The organism is Sinorhizobium sp. CCBAU 05631 (assembly GCF_002288505.1).
Classification (GTDB): domain Bacteria; phylum Pseudomonadota; class Alphaproteobacteria; order Rhizobiales; family Rhizobiaceae; genus Sinorhizobium; species Sinorhizobium fredii_C.
Window position 1 is genome coordinate 1,166,575 of record NZ_CP023064.1, and the last position, 19,803, is coordinate 1,186,377.

At 63.2% G+C, this 19,803-nt stretch carries 16 protein-coding genes and 1 pseudogene; 6 read left to right on the forward strand and 11 right to left on the reverse strand.

Annotated elements, in window-relative coordinates:
- Positions 1–82 precede the first annotated feature (82 nt).
- The 7 genes and pseudogenes from SS05631_RS24920 to SS05631_RS24955 form a co-directional block, all read right to left on the reverse strand.
- Positions 83–3,052 carry an NAD(P)-dependent oxidoreductase gene (locus SS05631_RS24920; protein WP_037416421.1) on the reverse strand — a complete coding sequence of 990 codons (2,970 nt, stop codon included), beginning with the start codon at positions 3,050–3,052 and terminating at the stop codon, positions 83–85.
- A gap of 269 nt (positions 3,053–3,321) precedes the next feature.
- Positions 3,322–4,899 (reverse strand): BCCT family transporter, encoded by a 1,578-nt coding sequence (locus SS05631_RS24930; protein ID WP_037416415.1) that lies wholly within the window; start codon positions 4,897–4,899, stop codon positions 3,322–3,324.
- 141 nt (positions 4,900–5,040) lie between these two features.
- Positions 5,041–5,940, reverse strand: coding sequence for a succinate--CoA ligase subunit alpha (sucD, locus tag SS05631_RS24935; protein ID WP_037416412.1), 900 nt, complete (start codon positions 5,938–5,940; stop codon positions 5,041–5,043).
- A gap of 14 nt (positions 5,941–5,954) precedes the next feature.
- A complete protein-coding gene (locus SS05631_RS24940) occupies positions 5,955–7,139 on the reverse strand; it encodes a malate--CoA ligase subunit beta (RefSeq protein ID WP_037416409.1) in 1,185 nt (394 codons plus the stop codon).
- Positions 7,140–7,151: 12 nt separating this feature from the next.
- A complete protein-coding gene (locus tag SS05631_RS24945) occupies positions 7,152–8,093 on the reverse strand; it encodes a CoA ester lyase (RefSeq protein ID WP_037416406.1) in 942 nt (313 codons plus the stop codon).
- Positions 8,094–8,114: 21 nt separating this feature from the next.
- On the reverse strand, positions 8,115–9,305 hold the full coding sequence (locus SS05631_RS24950) for an aminotransferase class V-fold PLP-dependent enzyme (protein WP_037416404.1): 1,191 nt from the start codon (positions 9,303–9,305) through the stop codon (positions 8,115–8,117).
- 177 nt (positions 9,306–9,482) lie between these two features.
- Positions 9,483–10,126: pseudogene (locus SS05631_RS24955) on the reverse strand (response regulator transcription factor).
- A 250-nt stretch (positions 10,127–10,376) separates the two neighbouring features.
- Here SS05631_RS24955 and SS05631_RS24960 point away from each other — a divergent pair.
- Entirely contained in the window at positions 10,377–11,642 is a 1,266-nt protein-coding gene (locus tag SS05631_RS24960; RefSeq protein WP_037416401.1) for a GGDEF domain-containing protein, read from the forward strand.
- Between the two features lie 35 nt (positions 11,643–11,677).
- Here the strand turns inward: SS05631_RS24960 and SS05631_RS24965 are convergent, their stop codons facing one another.
- The 4 genes from SS05631_RS24965 to SS05631_RS24980 all read right to left on the reverse strand — a co-directional run bounded on the left by SS05631_RS24965 (position 11,678) and on the right by SS05631_RS24980 (position 14,906).
- On the reverse strand, positions 11,678–12,004 hold the full coding sequence (locus SS05631_RS24965; RefSeq protein WP_037416399.1) for a GYD domain-containing protein: 327 nt from the start codon (positions 12,002–12,004) through the stop codon (positions 11,678–11,680).
- Positions 12,005–12,086: 82 nt separating this feature from the next.
- The gene (locus tag SS05631_RS24970; protein ID WP_244412128.1) at positions 12,087–13,223 is read right to left on the reverse strand and encodes an adenylate/guanylate cyclase domain-containing protein; all 1,137 of its coding nucleotides are present in this window, start codon (positions 13,221–13,223) and stop codon (positions 12,087–12,089) included.
- A 129-nt stretch (positions 13,224–13,352) separates the two neighbouring features.
- Positions 13,353–13,916: a methylated-DNA--[protein]-cysteine S-methyltransferase gene (locus tag SS05631_RS24975; protein WP_037416393.1), complete on the reverse strand. Its 564-nt coding sequence runs from the start codon at positions 13,914–13,916 to the stop codon at positions 13,353–13,355.
- Positions 13,917–14,015: 99 nt separating this feature from the next.
- Complete coding sequence (locus tag SS05631_RS24980; RefSeq protein ID WP_037416390.1) at positions 14,016–14,906, reverse strand: GNAT family N-acetyltransferase; 891 nt, start codon at positions 14,904–14,906, stop codon at positions 14,016–14,018.
- Positions 14,907–15,148: 242 nt separating this feature from the next.
- Here SS05631_RS24980 and argE point away from each other — a divergent pair, with 242 nt between their 5' ends.
- The 5 genes from argE to SS05631_RS25005 all read left to right on the forward strand — a co-directional run bounded on the left by argE (position 15,149) and on the right by SS05631_RS25005 (position 19,799).
- A complete protein-coding gene (gene argE, locus SS05631_RS24985; protein ID WP_037416386.1) occupies positions 15,149–16,273 on the forward strand; it encodes an acetylornithine deacetylase in 1,125 nt (374 codons plus the stop codon).
- A gap of 125 nt (positions 16,274–16,398) precedes the next feature.
- On the forward strand, positions 16,399–17,322 hold the full coding sequence (locus tag SS05631_RS24990; protein ID WP_037416383.1) for a glyoxylate/hydroxypyruvate reductase A: 924 nt from the start codon (positions 16,399–16,401) through the stop codon (positions 17,320–17,322).
- Between the two features lie 27 nt (positions 17,323–17,349).
- Complete coding sequence (locus tag SS05631_RS24995; protein ID WP_037416380.1) at positions 17,350–17,706, forward strand: cupin domain-containing protein; 357 nt, start codon at positions 17,350–17,352, stop codon at positions 17,704–17,706.
- Positions 17,707–17,772: 66 nt separating this feature from the next.
- Positions 17,773–17,991 carry a hypothetical protein gene (locus tag SS05631_RS25000; RefSeq protein ID WP_037416376.1) on the forward strand — a complete coding sequence of 73 codons (219 nt, stop codon included), beginning with the start codon at positions 17,773–17,775 and terminating at the stop codon, positions 17,989–17,991.
- A 344-nt stretch (positions 17,992–18,335) separates the two neighbouring features.
- Positions 18,336–19,799: an aldehyde dehydrogenase family protein gene (locus SS05631_RS25005; RefSeq protein WP_095678087.1), complete on the forward strand. Its 1,464-nt coding sequence runs from the start codon at positions 18,336–18,338 to the stop codon at positions 19,797–19,799.
- The last annotated feature ends 4 nt before the right edge of the window (positions 19,800–19,803 follow it).

Here is a 19,803-nt window from a genome sequence, read left to right on the forward strand (position 1 = left end):
CGCCCTTGCTAATAGCCGCTGATACTACGCAGCATGCGCCTCAAGTGAGACCGCAGCAAGGGGCACCTTCTCGCCTGTCCTCCTACTCCTTGGCAGCAGGGGCCAGCAGACCGGCAGACCTTAGAAGTTGAACCTGCTTCAACGCGTTCTGCGCAAGCAGTGACCGGTAGCGCTCGACGATCCGCGCTTTGTGAGCCTCGTCGGAAACTGTTTCGAGCGATCCGAGGATCGCGGCTATCTTTTCGCTGGCCTCCCGCAACTGGACGAGAAGACCCTTGTCGTTCGCAACTCGGTCAAGGACGGAGCGCGTAACAAGGCCAATGCCAGAGGGGCTGCTTGCACCTTGCGATACATAGCCATCGGGCAGGTCACCCTTGAGGTTCGTGACCGAGAGCAATCGTATCGAGTCGATGATCTGGTCGACGGCTTGCTTCGCGCCGGCCACGCGCGTCGGATGGTCGGTGTCCGCTGCCGCGTGCGGGAGGAGTTCAAGCTTGTCGGCATGCTTCGGGAGAAGCGAGAGATAGGGTTTCATCGGGCCGCTCGGGCCGTCCGACGACTTGAAGATGTCGGCATCAATCGCCGCATGCCTGACCTTGCCGGATGTCAGGGCGTCGTCCAGGTCTCTCACGTTCACGAGCTCGCCGCGATCGTAGTTGAGCAGAACGGCCCTGTCGTTCAGAGCGGACAGGACTTCGCGATCGACGATCCCGGCATTGGAGAATGTCCCGGTGGCCGGATCCTGTTTTCCGAGGCCGAGATGGACCGACAAGACATCCGAACCACGCGCGGCCTCCGCCGGAGTAGCCGCGTATTCATAGCCTTCCGCGATGATGTTGTCGCGATGCGCGGGCCGGGCGTAGACGACCACATCCATGTGGAACGCCTCGGCAAGACGTGCGAGTTCCCTGCCTATGTTGCCGTAGCCGAGGATCGCGATCCTTTTTCCCTCGAGCTTCTCAGTCGGATATTCGGCGAGGTTCTTGCCGGTATCGAAGTCGCCCGCGACGACGCGGGCATGCAATTCCTCGACCGGCAGGTCGGGGAGAACCTTGAGAAGAGCCTTCATGGCCATCTGCGCGGTCGCCCTGCTGTTGATGCCCGGCGTATTCATCAGCGGGGCCTCGCCGCCTTCACCGTTCGGCCCGCCCCAGGAAGCGGATCCCATGTTCCCGGTACCCGTACCGATACGGACGCCGCCAAGGCGGAATTTCGCGGCCTGGGGGATGAATGTCGCGGCGGCGATCACCGCGTCGTACTGCCCCTCGCCGGCTTCAGCAAGGATCTCGTCAGCGGTGCTGAGGTGGGGCCGGTAGTAGAAATGAATCTTGCCGTCATCGAGCGGGCTGGCGCCGTTCACCGCGTTTTCGTGGAACACGCCGCCTTTCTCGTGGATGTATGCGGCCAGCTCACTGTGATCGAGACGGCCCTCGGCGTCGAAGCGAAGGCCGATCGCATCGGCGATCAATACCTTGAAAGTGCCTTCGCGCACCGATGCGACACCGGTGGCGGCGGATTCAGCATAGTCGACGCGGCTGCCTCTGCTCTCGAGTTCCTCCTCGATGACGACGATCTTCGCCCTGAGATAGGCATATTTGAGATTGTCGAGCAGCGCGGTGACATCGGCAGCGTCGCGAATGCCACCGATCCAGGCGCGATAATCACCCGGAGTGCCGGGGAACGCGTTCACGTAGCGCGCCGCATCGAGGCCCTTTTCGTGGACACCGTTCGGATGGGTAATTCCTTCATAGCCGAGGATCTGCTTAGATCTCGCAATGATGCGCTGATGCAGGTCTGACGACGAGATGCTGCCGTCATTGACCTTCAGCAGCGTCACCGCCGCGCCGCGGCGATCCTCTTCCTCCACGACGAGACTGAACAGCGGGTTGCGGTCCACCCATTCGTTGACGAGCTTGCGGTTCTTTGCCGAGCGCCTGTTCAATTCGCTGACGGACCCGACGCGCCGTTCGGTCTGCAAGAGCCCGAAGGTCGTCTCGGCGAATGCCAGGGCGCTATAGGTGTTGATGACGCCGCCGCGCATCCTGTCTTCCTCGGCATCGTAGAACGGACCGGAATCGACCGACCGCTTGCTGCTGAACGGCTGCCGGGGATTGATCGGCGGCGCAATCTTGAGCTGCCTCGGGATTGCCCAGGACGGATTGCTCTGGTTGCGCTCGATCAATGCCAGAGCCGCCGGTGTGAAGGATGCGACGAAGTAGCCGGACACGCCGCCGATTGCTTTCTGGAACGGCATGAACAGGCAGCATTTGGCCATTACCGCCCGAACGACATCGGGCTCCCAAGGCATCGCCCCCAGCATGGAGGTCGCGTCGAAGACGGCATGACGGTTTTCAGGGTCGCCGTCCAACCAGGCCAGGAGCTCGGTGATCTCCTCGTTGGTGTATGAATTGGCACCGGTCGTTTCGTGTCCCACGCCAATGAAGATCGAAACGCCGAGTTCTGCGAGCGCGCTTGCCGAGGGGATCTCCCCCTCGCGCTTCGCAAAGTGAATCCTGTTTTCGTCGCCCTTTTCCGCGAAGCGATGCATCTCTATGAGCTGGGTTGCCCAGGATTGCCGGAAGAAGCCCGCTGCACCGGCGCGGTCGCTCTCGGGGCGCGGGGTGTCGACATACACCCGCTGGCCCGCGTCATTTGCGTTGAGCAGGTGCTGCACGCAAACGGTATAGCCGCTGTGGCCGCCGCCCAAACCGACTGCAATCCTGTTCGACTTGGGGAATTCAAAATAGCGATGGATCGCCCGCATCATATCGAGCAGAATTTTGTCCGCCGGGTAACCGCGATGCATGCTGCGGGAAAGCTCGGCGGTCGTAAACGCGCCGATATCCTTGCCGGTGTCATCGTATTTCCGGTAGGTGCTCTCTATCCATTTGTCGAACTCATAGCGCCGCAGCCGGCTGTCGACCTCATCCTTTGTCGCATCGGTTATCGGACCGACCCCGAAGAACGGATTCGTCGGCAGCGAAGGAGCGCCGCCTTCGGTGCGTTTCATTGCGTCGAGGCGATGCGCGACAAGGTCTGAATCGGAAATCATTTCTACCTCTGTTCATTCTGGGCAGCAGGTAATCGCTCCCCGTCATTGGTGATCGCCGAAACTGACGCTGCGGCCGAACGTGCAAGTCTCGCTCCCGGATCGGGCGATTGCTCAGGCGACAATGTTGGACAATTCAAAAATCCACGCAGCACGAATTCCGAACGTATTGCCATCGAATTGCGACATGAGACGCTGGATACGATCGAACGCATGCTTTTCTTAAGAGCGGCCGATCAGAAGATCGGCCGCTCTTAAGATTATCAGCATCGTTATTGTGCGGCTTCAGGCGCAAGTGCGGCGGCTTCGCCAGCGGTAGCGGCAGTCGGCACCCTCCGCGGCGACCGCCCCTCTTCCAGTTCGTCGAGGAGCGAGTGCCACAGCGAGATGCAGAGCCCGACCATGACGATCAGGAACGGGGCCGCCGCGATGATCGAGGCCGTCTGCAAACCCTGCAATCCGCCCATCATGAGCAGGACCGAGGCCGAGGCGCCCGCCAGCACGCCCCAAAGCACGACGACACTCGGGGGCGGCTCGAGCGTGCCGTTCGACGAGAGCATTCCCATCACCACCGCGCCTGCATCGGCGCCGGAGATGAAGAAGATCGCAACCAGGAAAATGGCGACCAGGGACGTCAGCCAGGCGAAGGGATACTGCGCCAGCAAGGCAAAGAGCGAGACTGCGGCACCCTGGTTGTTGACCGCGTCGACGATGCCGCCGGCGCCGAAGAGCTCGGAATGCAGCGCGGTTCCACCCATGATCGTGAACCAGACGAAGGTGACGCCGCTCGGGATCAGCAGAACGCCGATCACGAATTCGCGGATCGTGCGGCCACGCGAGATGCGGGCGATGAACACGCCGACGAAGGGCGCCCAGGAAACCCACCATGCCCAATAGAAGATCGTCCAGCTGCCGAGCCACTTGCCGTCGCTGAAGGCCGCAGTGCGGAACGACATGGTTACGAGGTCACTCAGATAGAAGCCGAGCGATTCCGTGAAGGTGTTGAAGATGAAGATCGTCGGACCGATGCAGAGCAGGAATATCAACAGCAGCATCGCGATGATCATATTCATGTTGGAGAGGAACTGGATGCCCTTGCCCACGCCCGACACCGCCGAGAGGATGAACAGCACCGACATGACGCCGATGATGGACAGCGCGATCGCGTTGGAAGTCCCGGTCCCCCATAGGAAGTCCATGCCGCTGTTGATCTGCTGGGCACCGAGGCCGAGCGAAGTGGCCGTGCCGAACAGCGTCGCGATGATCGCCAGCACGTCGATTGCCTTGCCGATCGGCCCGCTTGCGGCCTTGCCGAGAAGCGGCGTGAAGGCAGACGAAATCAGGTTCGACTTGCCCTTGCGGAACGTGAAATAGGCGATCGTCAGGCCGACCACGGCATAGATGGCCCAGGGGTGAAGCGCCCAGTGGAAATAGGAGTACTTCATGGCGAGAAGCGCCGCCTCGAGGCTCTTCGGCTCCGCCTGCCCGTGCGGCGGGCTTGAAAAATGAAAGATCGGTTCTGCAACGCCCCAGAACATCAGGCCGATGCCCATGCCGACGCTGAACATCATGCAGATCCAGGATGCGGTGCGGAATTCCGGCCGCTCGTCGTCCTGTCCGAGCCGGATCTTGCCCAGGCGGCTGACGGCAAGAAAAAGCGCGAAAATCAGGAAGCCCGCTGACGAGACGACGAAGCCCCACCCGAAATCGTCGATGACCGTGTTGAGGACCACTTTCGAGACCGAGGACAGGCTGTCGGGGAACACCGTCCCCCAACCGACAAATCCCAAAATGATGGTGATCGACGGCCAGAAGACGGCCGGATCGACCTGAGGTCTTGATCCTTGCATTGGTTGCTCCTCCTAGTTAACCGGGGCTGCCCGCCTTCTTCCGAGCAGCCTGTTCCCACTCGTGCGATCCGCCGGGCGGATCGTGTCTTCTTGTTGTTGTCTGGGGCGAGCACGCCCGCACTCAACGGGCGGCCTTGCCGCTCAGGCTGCCTTGTTCATCGCCGACAACACGTCGGCGACGCTCTCGCCGAAGGAGGACGGAGTCGGCACGATCGTGACACCCGCCCCCTTCAGGATCTCGACCTTTTCCTGCGCCGATTCCCCGAAGGCGGAGATGATCGCGCCCGCATGACCCATGCGCCGGCCTTTCGGCGCCGAAAGCCCTGCGATATAGGCGATCAGCGGCTTCTTCATCTGGTCGCGCGCCCACAGAGCGGCCTCCGCCTCCTGCGGGCCGCCGATCTCGCCGATCATCAGCACGGCGTCCGTTTCCGAATCCTGTTCGAACAACTCCAGCATGTCCTTGAAGGACGAGCCGTTGACCGGGTCGCCGCCAATGCCGACCGATGTCGACACACCGATGCCGAGGGCCTTCATCTGGCTCGCCGCCTCGTAGCCGAGCGTCCCCGAGCGGCCGACAATGCCGATGCGGCCGGGCAGGTAGATCGAGCCCGGCATGATCCCCATCATCGCCTCGCCAGGCGTGATCATGCCGGCGCAGTTCGGCCCGATCAGGGTCATGCGATCCTCAAAGCGATAGCGCCTCATGTATCGCTTGACCCTGATCATGTCCTGGGAGGGAATGCCGTCGGTGATGCAGACGCAGAGCCGGATGCCGGCATCCGCCGCCTCCATGATCGAGTCGGCGGCAAAGGGCGGCGGCACGAAGACGATCGAGGCATCGGCGCCGGTTTCCTGGACGGCGCCTTTCACCGTGTTGAAGACCGGCATGCCGAGATGCGTCTGCCCGCCCTTGCCGGGCGTGACGCCGCCGACCACGTTGGTGCCGTAACGCTTCATGTCTTCGGCATGGAAGCTGCCGATTTTACCGGTGAAGCCCTGCACGATGACGCGCGTGTTCTTGTCGAGGAGAATGGACATGGCGTAGGCCTCCCTCAAGCAGCTTTGTTGGCGGTGTAGGAACGCCAGGCGGCGACCGCCTTCTCGGCAGCCTCGGCCAGCGTTTCCGCGACGATGATGTCCTCGCCGGACTCGGCGAGGATGCGCCGGCCCTCTTCCATGTTGGTGCCGGAAAGGCGCACGACGAGCGGAACCGGGACACCGACTTCCTTCAGCGCCTTGATCACGCCCTCCGCCACCCAATCGCAGCGGTTGATGCCGGCGAAGATGTTGACGAGGATCGTTTCAACGTTCTTGTCGTGCAGCACGGCGCGGAAGGATTTCGCAACGCGGTCGGGCGAGGCCCCGCCTCCGATGTCGAGAAAATTCGCGGGCTCGCCGCCGGCAATCTTGATCATGTCCATGGTCGCCATGGCCAGCCCCGCGCCGTTGATGATGCAGCCGATATTGCCGTCGAGACCGACATAGGAGAGGCCGCGGTCGGACGCGTAGGTCTCGCGCGGATCTTCCTGGCTCTTGTCGCGCATTTCGGCGATATGCGGCCGTCGGAACAGCGCGTTCTCGTCGAAGCTCATCTTGGCGTCGAGCGCCACGAGATCACCGCGGCGGGTCACGACCAGCGGATTGATCTCAAGCATCGAGGCGTCATAGTCGACGAAGGCGCGATAGCAGCCCATGAGCGTCTGCGTGGCGCGGCCGATCAGGGCATTGTCGATGCCGAGCCCGAAGGCAATCTCGCGGGCCTGGAAATCCTGCATGCCGACGCCCGGATCGACGGTGGCGCGGATGATGGAATCGGGCTCCGCCTCGGCGATCTCCTCGATCTCCATGCCGCCCGAGGACGAGGCGACGATCATGATGCGCTCGGATTTGCGGTCGAGGACGAAGCCGAGATAGATCTCGCGCTCGATATCCATCGCCTCCTCGACGTAGAGGCGGCTGACCAGCTTGCCCTGCGCTCCGGTCTGGTGCGTCACCAGCTTGGCACCGAGCATGGCATCGGCGGCCGCGACGATCTCATGGTCGGACGAGCAGAGCTTGACACCACCGGCCTTGCCGCGGGCGCCGGAATGTATCTGCGCCTTCACGACCCAGCGATCGCCACCGATCTCGCTTGCGCGATAGGCGGCCTGTTCGGGGCTGTAGGCCAGCCCGCCACGCGGAATGTGGATGTGATAGCGGGAGAGAAGTTCCTTGGCCTGATATTCGTGGATGTCCATGTCTTCCTCCTCTCAGCGACCGGCCGTGATGGCTTCATGGGTGGCGAGCACGTTGCGCGCCATGCGCTCGGACGCGGCGTCGATCATCTTTCCGTCGAGCGAGGCTGCACCCTTGCCCTCGCTTTCGGCGATCTTCAGCGCATCGATGATGCGGCGGGCGCGTTCGACCTCCTTGTCAGGCGGGGAGAATATCTCGTTGGCAAGCCCGATCTGGCTCGGATGGATGGCCCACTTGCCCTCGATGCCAAGTGCGGCGGCACGGCGGGCGGCGGCCCTGTAGCCCTCGGGATCGGAAAAATCGCCGAAGGGACCGTCGATGGCGCGCAGACCGTAGGCGCGGCAGGCAACGGTCATCCGCGACAGGCCGAAATGCCACTGGTCTCCCGGATAATCGGGGTTGAGGCCGCCGATATTGACGGTGCGGGCCTTGAGGCTGGCGGCATAGTCGGCGACGCCGAAATGCAGCGCCTCGAGGCGACCGCCAAAGGAGGCGATGGCCTCGACATTGGCCATGCCGAGAGCCGTCTCGATCAGGGCCTCGAGACCGACACGGGTCTTGTAGCCCTTGGCGATCTCGATCTGGTTGACCATCGCCTCGACCATGTAGAGGTCGGCGGGCACGCCGACCTTCGGCACCAGCAGCGTGTCGATCCTGTCGCCGGCCTGCTCCATGAGGTCGACGACGTCGCGGTACATGTAGTGCGTGTCCAGCCCGTTGATGCGCACCGAGATGGTCTTGCCACGGCCGCGCCAGTCGATCTCGTTCAGCGCTGCGACGATATTGGCGCGGGCCCGCTCCTTGTCCGGCGGGGCGACGGCATCCTCGATGTCGAGGAAGATGTAGTCGGCGTCGGAATTTGCGGCCTTCCCGATCATTTCGGGGTTCGAGCCCGGAACGGCGAGTTCGCTGCGCTGCAGCCGCAACCGGCGGAGATGGTTTATCGTGTGGCTCATGATTTCCTCTCCTCCCGGTTTTCAGGCTGCCTTGGCGGACGACGCGGTCGCGGCGGAACGGAACTGGCTGATCGCCGCACCCACACCCGCACCCGGCTCGATCTTCAGGCCGCAGTCGAGCAGCGTCAGTTCGGCGGCGGAAAGCGCGCCCAGAACCATGACCTCGTTCAGCGAGCCGAGATGGCCGATGCGGAAGACCTTGCCTGCCACCTTGCCGAGCCCGCTGCCGAGCGAGGTGTTATAGGTTTGGTAGGCGTGGCGGATGACCTCGACACCATCGATTCCTTCCGGCAGACGGATTGCCGAAACGGTGTCGGAATGCCATTTCGGTTCGGTCGCGCAGAGCTTGAGCCCCCAGGCGGAGACCGCGGCGCGGACGCCATTGGCGAGATGATGATGGCGGGCGAAGATAGTCTCCAGGCCTTCTTCGAAGATCAGGTCGAGCGCCGCTCTGAGGCCGTGCAGCAGCTGTGTCGGCGGCGTATACGGAAAGTAGCCGGTGTCGTTGGTCTTGATCATGTCCTCGAAGGAGAAGTAGCAGCGCATGTGACGCGCGGTCCTGGCGGCCTCGAGCGCCTTCTGGCTGACAGAGAGGAAACCGAGGCCAGCAGGCATCATGAACCCCTTCTGCGAACCGGACACGGCGCAGTCGACGCCCCATTCGTCCTGGCGAAAGTCGATCGAGCCGATCGACGAGACGCCATCGACGAAGAGCAGCGCCGGGTGGCCGCAGGCGTCGAGCGCGGCGCGCACGGCGGCGACGTCCGAGGTGACGCCGGTCGCGGTTTCGTTATGGGTCACGAAGACGGCTTTGATCGTGTGGGCCTTGTCGGCGGCGAGCCGGTCGGCATAGAGCTCGACCGGCACGCCCGTGCCCCACTCCCGGTCGAGGCAATCGACCTCGAAACCGAGGCGTTCGGCCATGTCGACCCAGAGATGCGAGAACTGGCCGAAACGGCTCATCAGCACCCTGTCGCCGGGGTAGAGCACGTTGGTCATCGCCGCTTCCCAGGCGCCGGTGCCGGACGATGGATAGATGAAAACGCGGCCGCTCTGGTTCTTGAACACTCTCTTGATGTCGGCGAAGAGCGGCAGCGTGAGCTCCGGATAGCGAGGGGACCGCATGTCCTCCATCGGCAGGTTCATCGCCTGGCGGACCTGCTCGGGAATGTTGGTGGGGCCTGGGATGAAGAGATGATTGTAGCCTGACATCGTTCCTCCAATGGCTGCGTCCGCGGACGGCGTTTCCTCGGAACCGAAGCTGCCTTTCAGGGAAAGTCTGCACAACACTCGCTCAGGCAGAAAAGAATGCCGGACGGGCAGCGCGAGCGCGGTCCTTGCGGGTGGTCACTTCGAGGAGATGGGTAGGCGAAGACTACCCGCAGGTAGTTACTCCGGGTTGCGCCGGCGTTCTTTTGTGTAGAGTGCTACGGCCATGGCGCGATTGCGCACCTCGAGCTTGTCGTAAAGGTTTTTGAGGTGGTATTTCACGGTATTCTCGGAGATGCCGGTTCGCGCGGCGATCTGGATATTGGTCCAGCCATTGGCCAGCATGCCGAGCAATTCGCTCTCGCGAGAGGTGAGCTGCTGAAAGGGCGTGTGTTGGAGATTTTGGAGAGCACCGTATAGGGAATGCAGATCCGGCCCTTCATCACGGCGGTGAGCGTCGCGAACAGGATTTCCGGATCCTCGAACTGATAGCAAAGCCCGTTCACACCCAGCCTGATCGTCTCGTTGACGACGGCCGGATCACGAGTATCGGCGAATAGAACGATCCTCGGATCGAGTCCGAGCCGGCCGAGATCGGCGAGAACCTCGGGTGCCTCGGCATCGTCGAGCTGCCAGGAAAGCAGCACGCAATCCACTTCGGCGATGGCAAGCTTCTCGTAAAGCTCGGCCGATGTGCTCGCGGTGTCGGCGATGAAAAAGCGGGCATTCTCGGAAAACAATCCACGGAGGGCAGCAATGACGAGCGGATTGCGTTCCGCGATCAGAACACGCCCGACCGCCTCCTGCGGCACGGATGCAACCATGCGTCTCTCCCGTTGACGCAGACCTGTTCGACTACTGCATGTCTCGTTCAATCGATCTCGATTTAAGGACAAAGACATGCGGCAATTCCAAGTACTGCAGCGACCTTTGAGCGCCTGATAGGACGCGCGGCGCTGTATGGAACGTATCATTTGCGTCGGCGGCCGGGTCACCGCGAAACGACGGAACATATTCAAATAGCCCGCTTTGCCTTTACTTGCCTGGGGGAGACGCTCCCCTACATGGGCAGGCATGGACATTGAGGATAGTGCAGTCTCGGCGCGTAGGCTTGATCCGTCCGCACAGATGCAGCTTCAGGCACAGGATCCTGCGGTCATGGCCGAGGTTGCCCGCCTTCTCGCGGGCCGAACGCGTGACATCCGCCTCAAGGGCGAGCTTCGTCGCCTGTTCCAGGAGCGCTCCTGGCCGCGAACCGCCAAGGTTATTCGTGCCTGGATGATTTGGGTGGCCCTGTTGGATGTCCTGACCCTGGGCCTCAACGCCATCCTCCTCCCGAAGGCGATCGTCCTGTCGATGCTCGCGCCCGCCTGCATCCTGCCGCCAGCCGCTCTCGGCACAGCCTTCGTCTGGCGAAAACCGCGAGCGACCTCGATCCAGGGAGGCTCGATCATCGCGGGCCTGTTTTTCATCCTCCTCTCGGTCGCGCTGGTGGGCGTCGGCGCGGGTGGCGAGTTTTACGAACGCCACCTGACCATCATGCTCTTCGTGGCGATCACCGCCATTATCATCTTCAGCGTTCCGTTGGCTTGGACCGTTACCGTCGCCGCCCTGGCGCTGAGCCTCTACCTGGTTTTCCAGTTGCTGAACCCCAGCCTGGAGACCGGAAGCGCCGTGGCTGCGACGTTGTTTTTTGCCAGCGGCATCGTCGCCACTGTCGTTGCGCGGCGCACCATGACGATCCTGGCGCAGAAGGGGTTTCTTCTCGAGCTCAGAGACCGCAGCCGTGTGGCAGAACTGGCCGATGCGAATGCCCGGCTGGAACGTCTCGCCAGAACCGATCCGCTGACGGGGATCGCCAACCGGCGCTGGATGATGGAAACGCTCAACCGGTTCTGGAGCGCAGGCCTGGATAGCCGCGGCTGCTCCATGCTGATGTGCGATATCGATGAGTTCAAGAAGCTCAACGATCGCCTCGGCCATGCGGAGGGCGATCGTTGCCTCGTGAAGGTTGCGGGTATTATTGAAAGCAGCGTGCAAAGCGATCGCGATCATGTCGCCCGTTACGGCGGCGAGGAGTTCCTGATCGTGCTTCCGGGCGTCGACGAGGGCGAGGCGGTCCTTCTCGCCGAACGGATTCGCAAGAGTGTCGAAGCCGCCTCCCTTCCGAACCCGGATTCCCGCGTTTCGCCTTACGTCACCTTGAGCATCGGAGTGGCGACCCAGCCGCCGGATGAGACGATCGTTTCACCGGAACAGCTTCAGAACCAGGCCGATGCTGCACTTTATCTTGCCAAGCAGGCCGGCCGAAATCGCGTGGTCCTGCACGAACCAAGCTGACCGACGGCTCAAGCATCTCGCTCAATGTGGAACAGCTACGTTGCCGGTGGGCGATACCGCACCTGCTTTGCCTTTGCCAAGGCATCAATCGTCTCCTCGACGCTGAGCAGTACGGTGGTCTCAATGGAGCTCAGCGCGCCTCCCGCGCCGATCGCAATGGCGACAGCGGCCATCGAGACGCTGTCGGGCGCCTCCCAAAGCGTCCAACCGTCATGCTCACCAAACGCGTACCAGAAGCCGTGAAGCTTACCGCCCACGGCCTCGATATACGTTCGAGCCGCCTCGCGTCGATCCTCGGGGTTCTGAATCATCCGCGCCCATGTTTCGGGCGTGTAGCTGAAGCGCGTGAGATACATGGTCATGGCTCACCTCCTGCGTGAGAGCGATTCAGTTAACGCTCAAGCCGCGGGGAACGCGAGTCATTTCCAGGATAGTGTTCCAGACCTACTTGGCACCCAAGAGGGCAAACACATCGACCGGTTCGTCCAGCCCTCTCAAGGCATAGGAGCCGAGACTTTCAAGTTCTCCGGCGCATCCTGCCCTTTCGACAAAGGCTCTTGAAAGCAGAACGGGGCGCTTGAGCTCCTTGGTCAGGCTCTCGAGCCGAGAGGCGATGTTGACGGCCGGACCGATGACTGTGAAATCGAGGCGCTTGCGCGAACCGATATTGCCGTACATCACGTCGCCGACATGGACGCCGATGCCGTAGCCGAGCGGATCGTGGCCCTTTTTTAGATTGGCCTCGTTGAGCCTGGAAAGCGCCGCCTGCGCTTCGTCAATGGCGGCGAGAAGCTGGCTGCAGGCGCAAGGATCGGTGAGCGGAAAGATCGCCAGCAGCCCGTCGCCCATGAATTTCAGTATTTCTCCGCCATGCCGTTCGATCGGCTCGGACATCGCGTCGAAATAGTCGTTCAGAAGCTCTATAACGTCGTCGCGCGGCCAGAGATCCGACAATCTCGTGAAATCGCGCAGGTCGCAGATCAGGATCGCCGCGCCGACCGTCACGCCGCTGCCGCGCGTCGTCGCCCCGGCCAAAATCTGTTCGCTGGCATGCGGGCCGACATAGGTTTCGAGAAGCGTGCGCGCCATACGGTTTTTCAACCGGATCTCGCTGACGAGCGCCAGCGCCGGCAGGATGTCCGACAGGAAGGCGATATCCTCGGCATCGAAGCCGCCCGGCCTGTCGCTGGCAAAGGTGATCGCGTGGCGCTTGCCCAGTGTGTGGTAGAGCGGCCAGATCATGTAATCGGTGAGACCTTCGGTCCTGAGCTCTTCGTAGAGCGGGTAGTTCGGACCGTCGGCTGTCGGGTCGTCCAGGTGCCGGCGCACCTCGTCGGCTCCCTCGTTGAACGCGTGCAAGGGGCTGTTCAGATATTGCGTGCTGTCTTCGACGCCATATTCATAGGTGTCGATCTCCGCCTCCGACAATCCTTTCCGCCACAGGATGCGCGCACCGATCCATTGCGGGTGATGAATCCTGAAATGCAGCGTCGCACGGGCCACCGGCAAGCCCGCCTCCGACAATCTCCGGCAGAGCTCCACGAAGATGTTGTCGATGAAGCGTTCTTCGCGCGTCTCCATCACCAGCCAGTCGAGAATCTTCCTTCGCTCGACGGACCACGCCCGATCGCTCTGGCGAGCGGAACCCAACCGCGCCTCTAACGTCTGCATTGCTCCCTCCTTCGGCCTGGGTTCCATCGCAACCCTTGTTCAAAATCCCAGGGATTGCTGTGCCGGCTCCGGCCGGCCGATGTGGACGCCTTCCAATTCGAGCATGCGCAGCTTCGTGGTGGCGCCGCCCGGCGCAGAAAACCCGCCGACCTTGCCGCCGGCCGCCAGCACGCGATGGCACGGTATGATCAGCGCGACCGGATTTTTCGCCATCGCCTGGCCGACATCGCGCGCCGCTTCCGGGCTGGCGCCGAGCTCCTTGGCCAGCGCGCCATAGGTCGTCGTGCGCCCCCAGGGAATTTTTCGCGTCGCTGCATAGATCTGCTTGAACAGAGCGTCCTCTTCTTCGAGATCGAGCGCGAGCCCGGAAAAATCCGTCTCCTTGCCCTCGAAATAGCGTTTCACCTCGGCAACGGCTTCCACGACTGCCGGCGTGGGCTCGTGTGGTACCGCCTCGGGCAGACGCCTGAGCAGAAGCCGCTCGGTCGCCTCCGCGCTTTTGGTCGGCAGTTGAAAGCGTGTGATACCTCGCACGCTCCAGGCAATGCCGCAGAAGCCGGCGGCCGTTTCGAAGATCAGATATTGGTGCGCTGTCTGGCCCATAGCCACAGCCTCCCACGATTCTGGAGTTTCCATGAAAATCGTGCGGCCAGGCTGCGAATTCAACCCGTTTCTTGGGTTGGGCGGCAGTTAGGCCGTCCCCTATCCCAGGGCGTGGCTGGCCAAGCCATAGATTATCGGCTTCTCGCCGCCCGCGTCGTCGATCAGCCAAGGCCGCCGGAGCGACATGCTGGTAACGGTGTCGTAGACCGGAAGGCCGCATTGCGCGACGAACTCTGCGAACGAACCGCTCTTCTGCCGGGTGTCGATGCGCAGAAAGGCCCCGGCGTGGTCGGCCACATGCGGCCTCGTCACCGCAATAGCATCATCGTCGCTTGCCGCCACCACCGGGCCGATCAAGTGGCCGCGCCCGAAGCGCCGGCACAGCGAGTAGGCGGCGATGCGATCGCCACGGACAAGCGCCATGCCTTTCGAGAGCTCGACGAGGCGGGCCAAAACTGAGGTGCGGTCGGCGCGATAGGCGGCGCGGTCGAGAGCCGCGATCTCGTCAAGATCGTCCCGCGTAAGCGAACGCAGCGCCGCTCCCGACGGAAGAGTGCCCTGCGGCGTTGCAATCGCATCGCCCTGGCACTGATAGACGGTTCGTTCCGGAGCAAAACCGAGCGACTTATAGAGCCGCCGAGCGGAGCGGGTCGCGTTGAGGCCGATCGCCCGCGAGCCGGTTTGGGCCAGCAGATGATTCATCAACCAGGTACCGGCGCCGAGCATCTGCAAGCGCGGCAAGGTGATGACCAAGCCGAAGGTGGTGAAATCGGGTGCATGATCGAACCACATGGCCGAGCCGAGCACGCGCCCGATTGCATCGCGTGCCACGATCCCGTGACCGAGCTCGCGCGCGAGCTGCCAATCCTCGGCTCGATGCGGCCAGCCGACGGACATGGACAGGGCATGGAGCGCGTCGAGATCGGCATCGGCGATGTCACCGATACTCAATTCGAAGGAATCCAACTTTATCGAATCGGCTCTTTCCATTTTCTTGCCCCTTGGAGGCACCAGCACGCCATCCGCGCTACGGTTCGTACTCGGGCCGCGGAAGCCGAATGTCCCGCTTCAGTTGTAGCCGCTTGCCCGCAACACAAAACGCTTCAGATCTTTCCCAGTTCAGCACTTTCCACCGAAGCCGCAAATCATTCGGCAGGCATTTGCCCGCTCTGGACCTATCCTGATGCGACGCCACCTCGACCCCGGCCAACCCGGCATGCTGTGAGGCAAGAATGAAGACAGAAGAAATCCTCGCCCGGCTGATATCCTTTCCGTCGGTGGTCGGAACGGCGAACCACGAGATAGTCGACTGGATCCGCAGCTACCTTGCAGAGCTCGGCGCCAAGGTGAGCGTGCTGCCGGGTCCGGAAGGCGATCGCTCCAACCTCTTCGCCAGCCTCGGCCCCGTCGACCGGCCGGGCATCATCCTGTCGGGACACATGGACGTGGTGCCGGCTGCCGAGCCGACATGGAACAGCGATCCCTTCACGCTCAGGCACGAGGGTGAACGGCTCTATGGCCGCGGAACCAGCGACATGAAAGGGTTTCTCGCCTGCGCCCTCGCGGCTCTGCCGGCGATCGCCTCCCTGCCGCTCTCCCAGCCGCTCCACCTCGCCTTCTCCTATGACGAGGAAGCCGGCTGCCGCGGCGTCCCGCACCTGATTTCCCGGCTTCCGGATCTCTGCGCCAAGCCCGAAGGCTGTATCGTCGGCGAGCCGAGCGGCCTGCGTGCCATCCGCGCTCACAAGGGCAAGGCCGCCGCGCGCATCGAGATCGTCGGCCGGGCCGGCCATTCCTCACGGCCGGACCTCGGCCTCAACGCCATCCACGCCATGGCGGAGATCGTTGGCGAGGCGGTCCGTTCCGCCGCGGCTTTGATGGCAGGTCCGTTCGACGGCAATTTCGAGCCGCCCTATTCGTCGCTCCAGGTCGGCACCATTGCCGGCGGGCAGGCGGTGAACATCATTCCCGACCGCTGTACGATCGAACTGGAAGCCCGCGCCGTGGCGGGGGTCGATCCCGCCGGGCTCCTCTCAGGCATTGAGGCGAAGCTCCAAAGCCTGGCCGGCCGCGGCTTCAAGGCCCGCTGGGAAAGCTTGAGCTCCTATCCGGCGTTGTCGCTCAGGGAAGATGCGCCGCTTGCCGCGCTGCTGCACGATCTCACCGGTAAGGAGCCGCTTGCCGCCGTCAGCTACGGCACGGAAGCGGGCCTTTATCAGGCGGCCGGTATCGACGCGATCATCTGCGGTCCGGGTGACATCGCACGAGCCCACAAGGCGGACGAATATCTCGAGATCGGCGAACTCGCGGCCTGCCGAACAATGATCGAGGCGCTTGGCCGAAGGCTAGGCGCGTGAACCCGGTCAACCGGCAAGTCGAAGCCACCCATCAAATCGGTGCCAAATGCCGTCGACCCTGCCCGCTTCGGAGCATTCTACCGGGGCAACACGGCAATGATGCTTGAAAAGAAACGGGGACGACCATGGCCTTTCTATTCAACTCGGATGCCGTACGGGCGAAGATCTTCGCGACTGAATTCGCCCGCGAGTTACCCTCGCTTTCTTTCTTCACGGATGCCGGCAGCGTCGATCCTGCTGCGGTCCGCTACCTGCTGACTTGGACCGCACCGCCGGACCTCGAACGCTATGTCAATCTCGAAGTGCTGTTCTCGATCGGCGCCGGCGTCGACCAGTTCGCGCTCGACCGCCTGCCGAAAAGGGTCAAGCTCGTCCGGATGATCGAGGACGGCATCACCCGGATGATGCAGGAATATGTGACACTCGCCGTCCTCGCGCTGCATCGCGACCTTCCCGGTTATCTCAACCAGCAACGTGCCGGCGAATGGCGCGGGCGTCCCGTCCGCCAGGCGGCGGAGCGCCGGGTCGGCGTCATGGGCCTCGGCAATCTCGGCCGGGCGGCGCTGGACCGGCTCGGTCCCTTCGGCTTCCCGCTTGCCGGCTGGAGCCGCTCGCCGCACGAGGTCCCGGGCGTCACCTGCTACCACGGCGAAAGCGGTCTTGCCGACTTTCTCGCCAAGCAGGACATCCTGATCTGCCTGCTGCCGCTCACCGCCGAGACACACGGCATCCTCGACGCGTCGCTGTTTTCTAAACTCCCGCTGGGCGCCGGTCTCGTTCATGCCGGGCGCGGGCCACAGCTCGATACCGACGCGCTTGTTGCAGCACTTGAGAGCGGCCAGCTCGCCGGCGCAGTGCTCGACGTCACCGATCCGGAGCCGCTGTCGGCGGAGCACCCGCTCTGGCGCCATCCGAAGGTGATCATCACTCCGCATATCGCCAGCGTCACCCAGCCGGAAGCCGCGGCAAAAACCGTCGTCGCCAATATCCGGCGCCACGAGGCCGGCCTCGAGCTCGTCGGCCTCGTCGACCGCGACCGCGGCTATTGAACCCACAGCAACGCCGAAAGGAAAGCCATGTCTCTTCTGAAGAAAATCGACACCAATCCGCAGTTCGAGCCGAAGCGGTCGACGCCGACCCCCGAACGACTGATTTCCGGCAATCCGTCCTTCAAGACCTGGGCACAGGACGTCGCCCGCGACGGCAAGATCAATACCGGCGTCTGGGAAGCAACGCCGGGCGAGACCCGCTCGATCAAGGGTGAAACATTCGAGTTCTGCCATATCATCGAAGGCGTCGTCGAACTGACGGAAGAAGGCGGTGCGGCTCCCGTCACCTATCGCGCCGGCGACAGCTTCGTGATGAAGCCCGGCTTCAAGGGCGTCTGGCGGACGATCGAAACCGTTCGGAAAATCTATTTGACCGTCGGCTAGTGGCAGCGCTTCAGGATCTCCCGGTCTACGAGGTCCAGCGGGACGGCTACTGGCTCAGCGCCGACCGTGGTCGTCCTCGACCTCGACCGAATCCACCGGCATCTTGCCGAGGAATCCTACGAGACCCTTGGTTTCGACCGCCGTCTTTTCTGCGCCCTCGCCGTCTTCGCCATCTCCGACGTCTTTACCCTGCCTGCTGATTTCGGGCGACGACTTGTCGCCGAGCTGACAAAGGGCATGCGCCAGCTGCCTAACCCGCTCACCCCCTGGATGCTCCCCATGTAGGATATCTTCCGACGAGCTGAAAAGGCGAAACGACGGCCGTTGACCTCACACCTGATCTTCTGTTGTTCCCCGCCGGGCGGATCGGAACGTGGCGATGCAGACCGCCTCCCTGTTCTCCGTCCTTTCAGCCACGCACCCCGATGCAGGCCATCATGGCAACCAGTGACATCCGTCCTTCCCCGCGTTCGCAAAGCCGTTCCTCGCTTGCCTCGGGCCAATTGAACGGCCGAAGATTGCGCTGAAACGCCCCCGTCAAACAGCGCATTCGATCATCGCTATTGGCGCAGTCGACTGAAACTGCCGGTAAAGCGCCGCTAATCTTGCTCGGAAGGCAAGGAGCAGCCATGACCCTCAGTTTCAACCCCGATACGCTCGAACTCCCCAAAGGCCATTTCATTGGCGGTCGCTACGTGCCCGCGGCCGGCGGGCTCGCCATGCATCGTCCTTCCGATGGGGTGGCCTATGCCGAGTGCCCCGTCGCCGGGGAAGACATGGTCGATCAGGCGGTCGCGAGCGCGACGCGGGCACTCAAGGAAAGCGGCTGGTCGGGCCTGCGTCCGCGCGAAAGGACCCGCGCTCTTTCGCGCTGGGCCGACCTCATCGAGGCGGAAGCGGCGACGCTGGCGCGCCTCGAGGCGGTCGCCTCTACCCGTCCCGTCGGTCATCTCGTCGACGGCGATATCGCCGTCACCGCCGAGCAGATCCGCTTCTTCGCCGAATTCGCCGACAAGGAAGGCGGCGATCTGGTGCCGACGGACGACGACAATCTCGGCATGATCATGACCGAGCCCTATGGCGTCGTCGGCGCAATCACACCCTGGAACTTCCCGGTGTCGATGGCCGGCTGGAAGCTCGGGCCGGCGCTCGCCGCCGGCAATGCGGTCGTCTTGAAGCCGTCCGAGATGACGCCCTTCTCGACGCTCTATCTCGCCGAGCTTTCGGTGCGCGCCGGCCTTCCGGCCGGTCTCGTCAATGTCGTGCTCGGCGACGGGCCGACGACCGGCAATGCCATTACCGGGCATCCCGGCATTGCCAAGGTGAGCTTCACCGGCTCGACGGCGGCCGGAGCGGCGATCATGGAAAACATCGCGCGCACCGGCATCAAGCCGATGACGCTCGAGCTCGGCGGAAAAAGCCCGCAGCTCGTCTTCGCCGATGCCGATCTCGACCGCGCGGCGCAGGCGATCGCCCGCAACATCACCGCCAATGCCGGCCAGGCCTGCGTCGCCGGTTCGCGGCTGATCGCCGACCGGAAGATCGCCGAGCGGCTGACCGCAGCGATCGTCGGGCACATGTCGGCGATCCAGCCCGGACCGACCTGGGACGCGGCAAGCCAATATTCGCCGATCATCTCCGAGCGCCAGATCGGCCGGATCGATGCGATCGTGCGGAGAGCCGCGGCGACCGGCGGCGAATGCCTGCTCGGCGGCCGGCAACTTGAGCGGGAGGGCTACTTCTATGCGCCGACGCTGATCGCCGGGGTCGACCAGTCCTCTCCCGCCGTGACCGAGGAGATCTTCGGTCCGGTGCTGACGCTGCAGACCTTCGACGAGGAAGAAGAGGCCCTGGCGCTCGCCGACCACCCGACCTACGGGCTTGCCGCCGGCGTCTTCACCCGCGACCTGTCGCGCGCTGTCCGCGTGACCCGCCGGCTCGAGGCGGGCACCGTCTGGGTCAACCGATACGGCCGCTCGCGCGACCACATCCTGCCAACCGGTGGCTACAAGAGCTCCGGCATCGGCAAGGATCTCGGCCGCGAAGCCTATCTCGCCAACCGCCGCAGCAAGAGCGTGCTGATCAATCTCTGAGGGA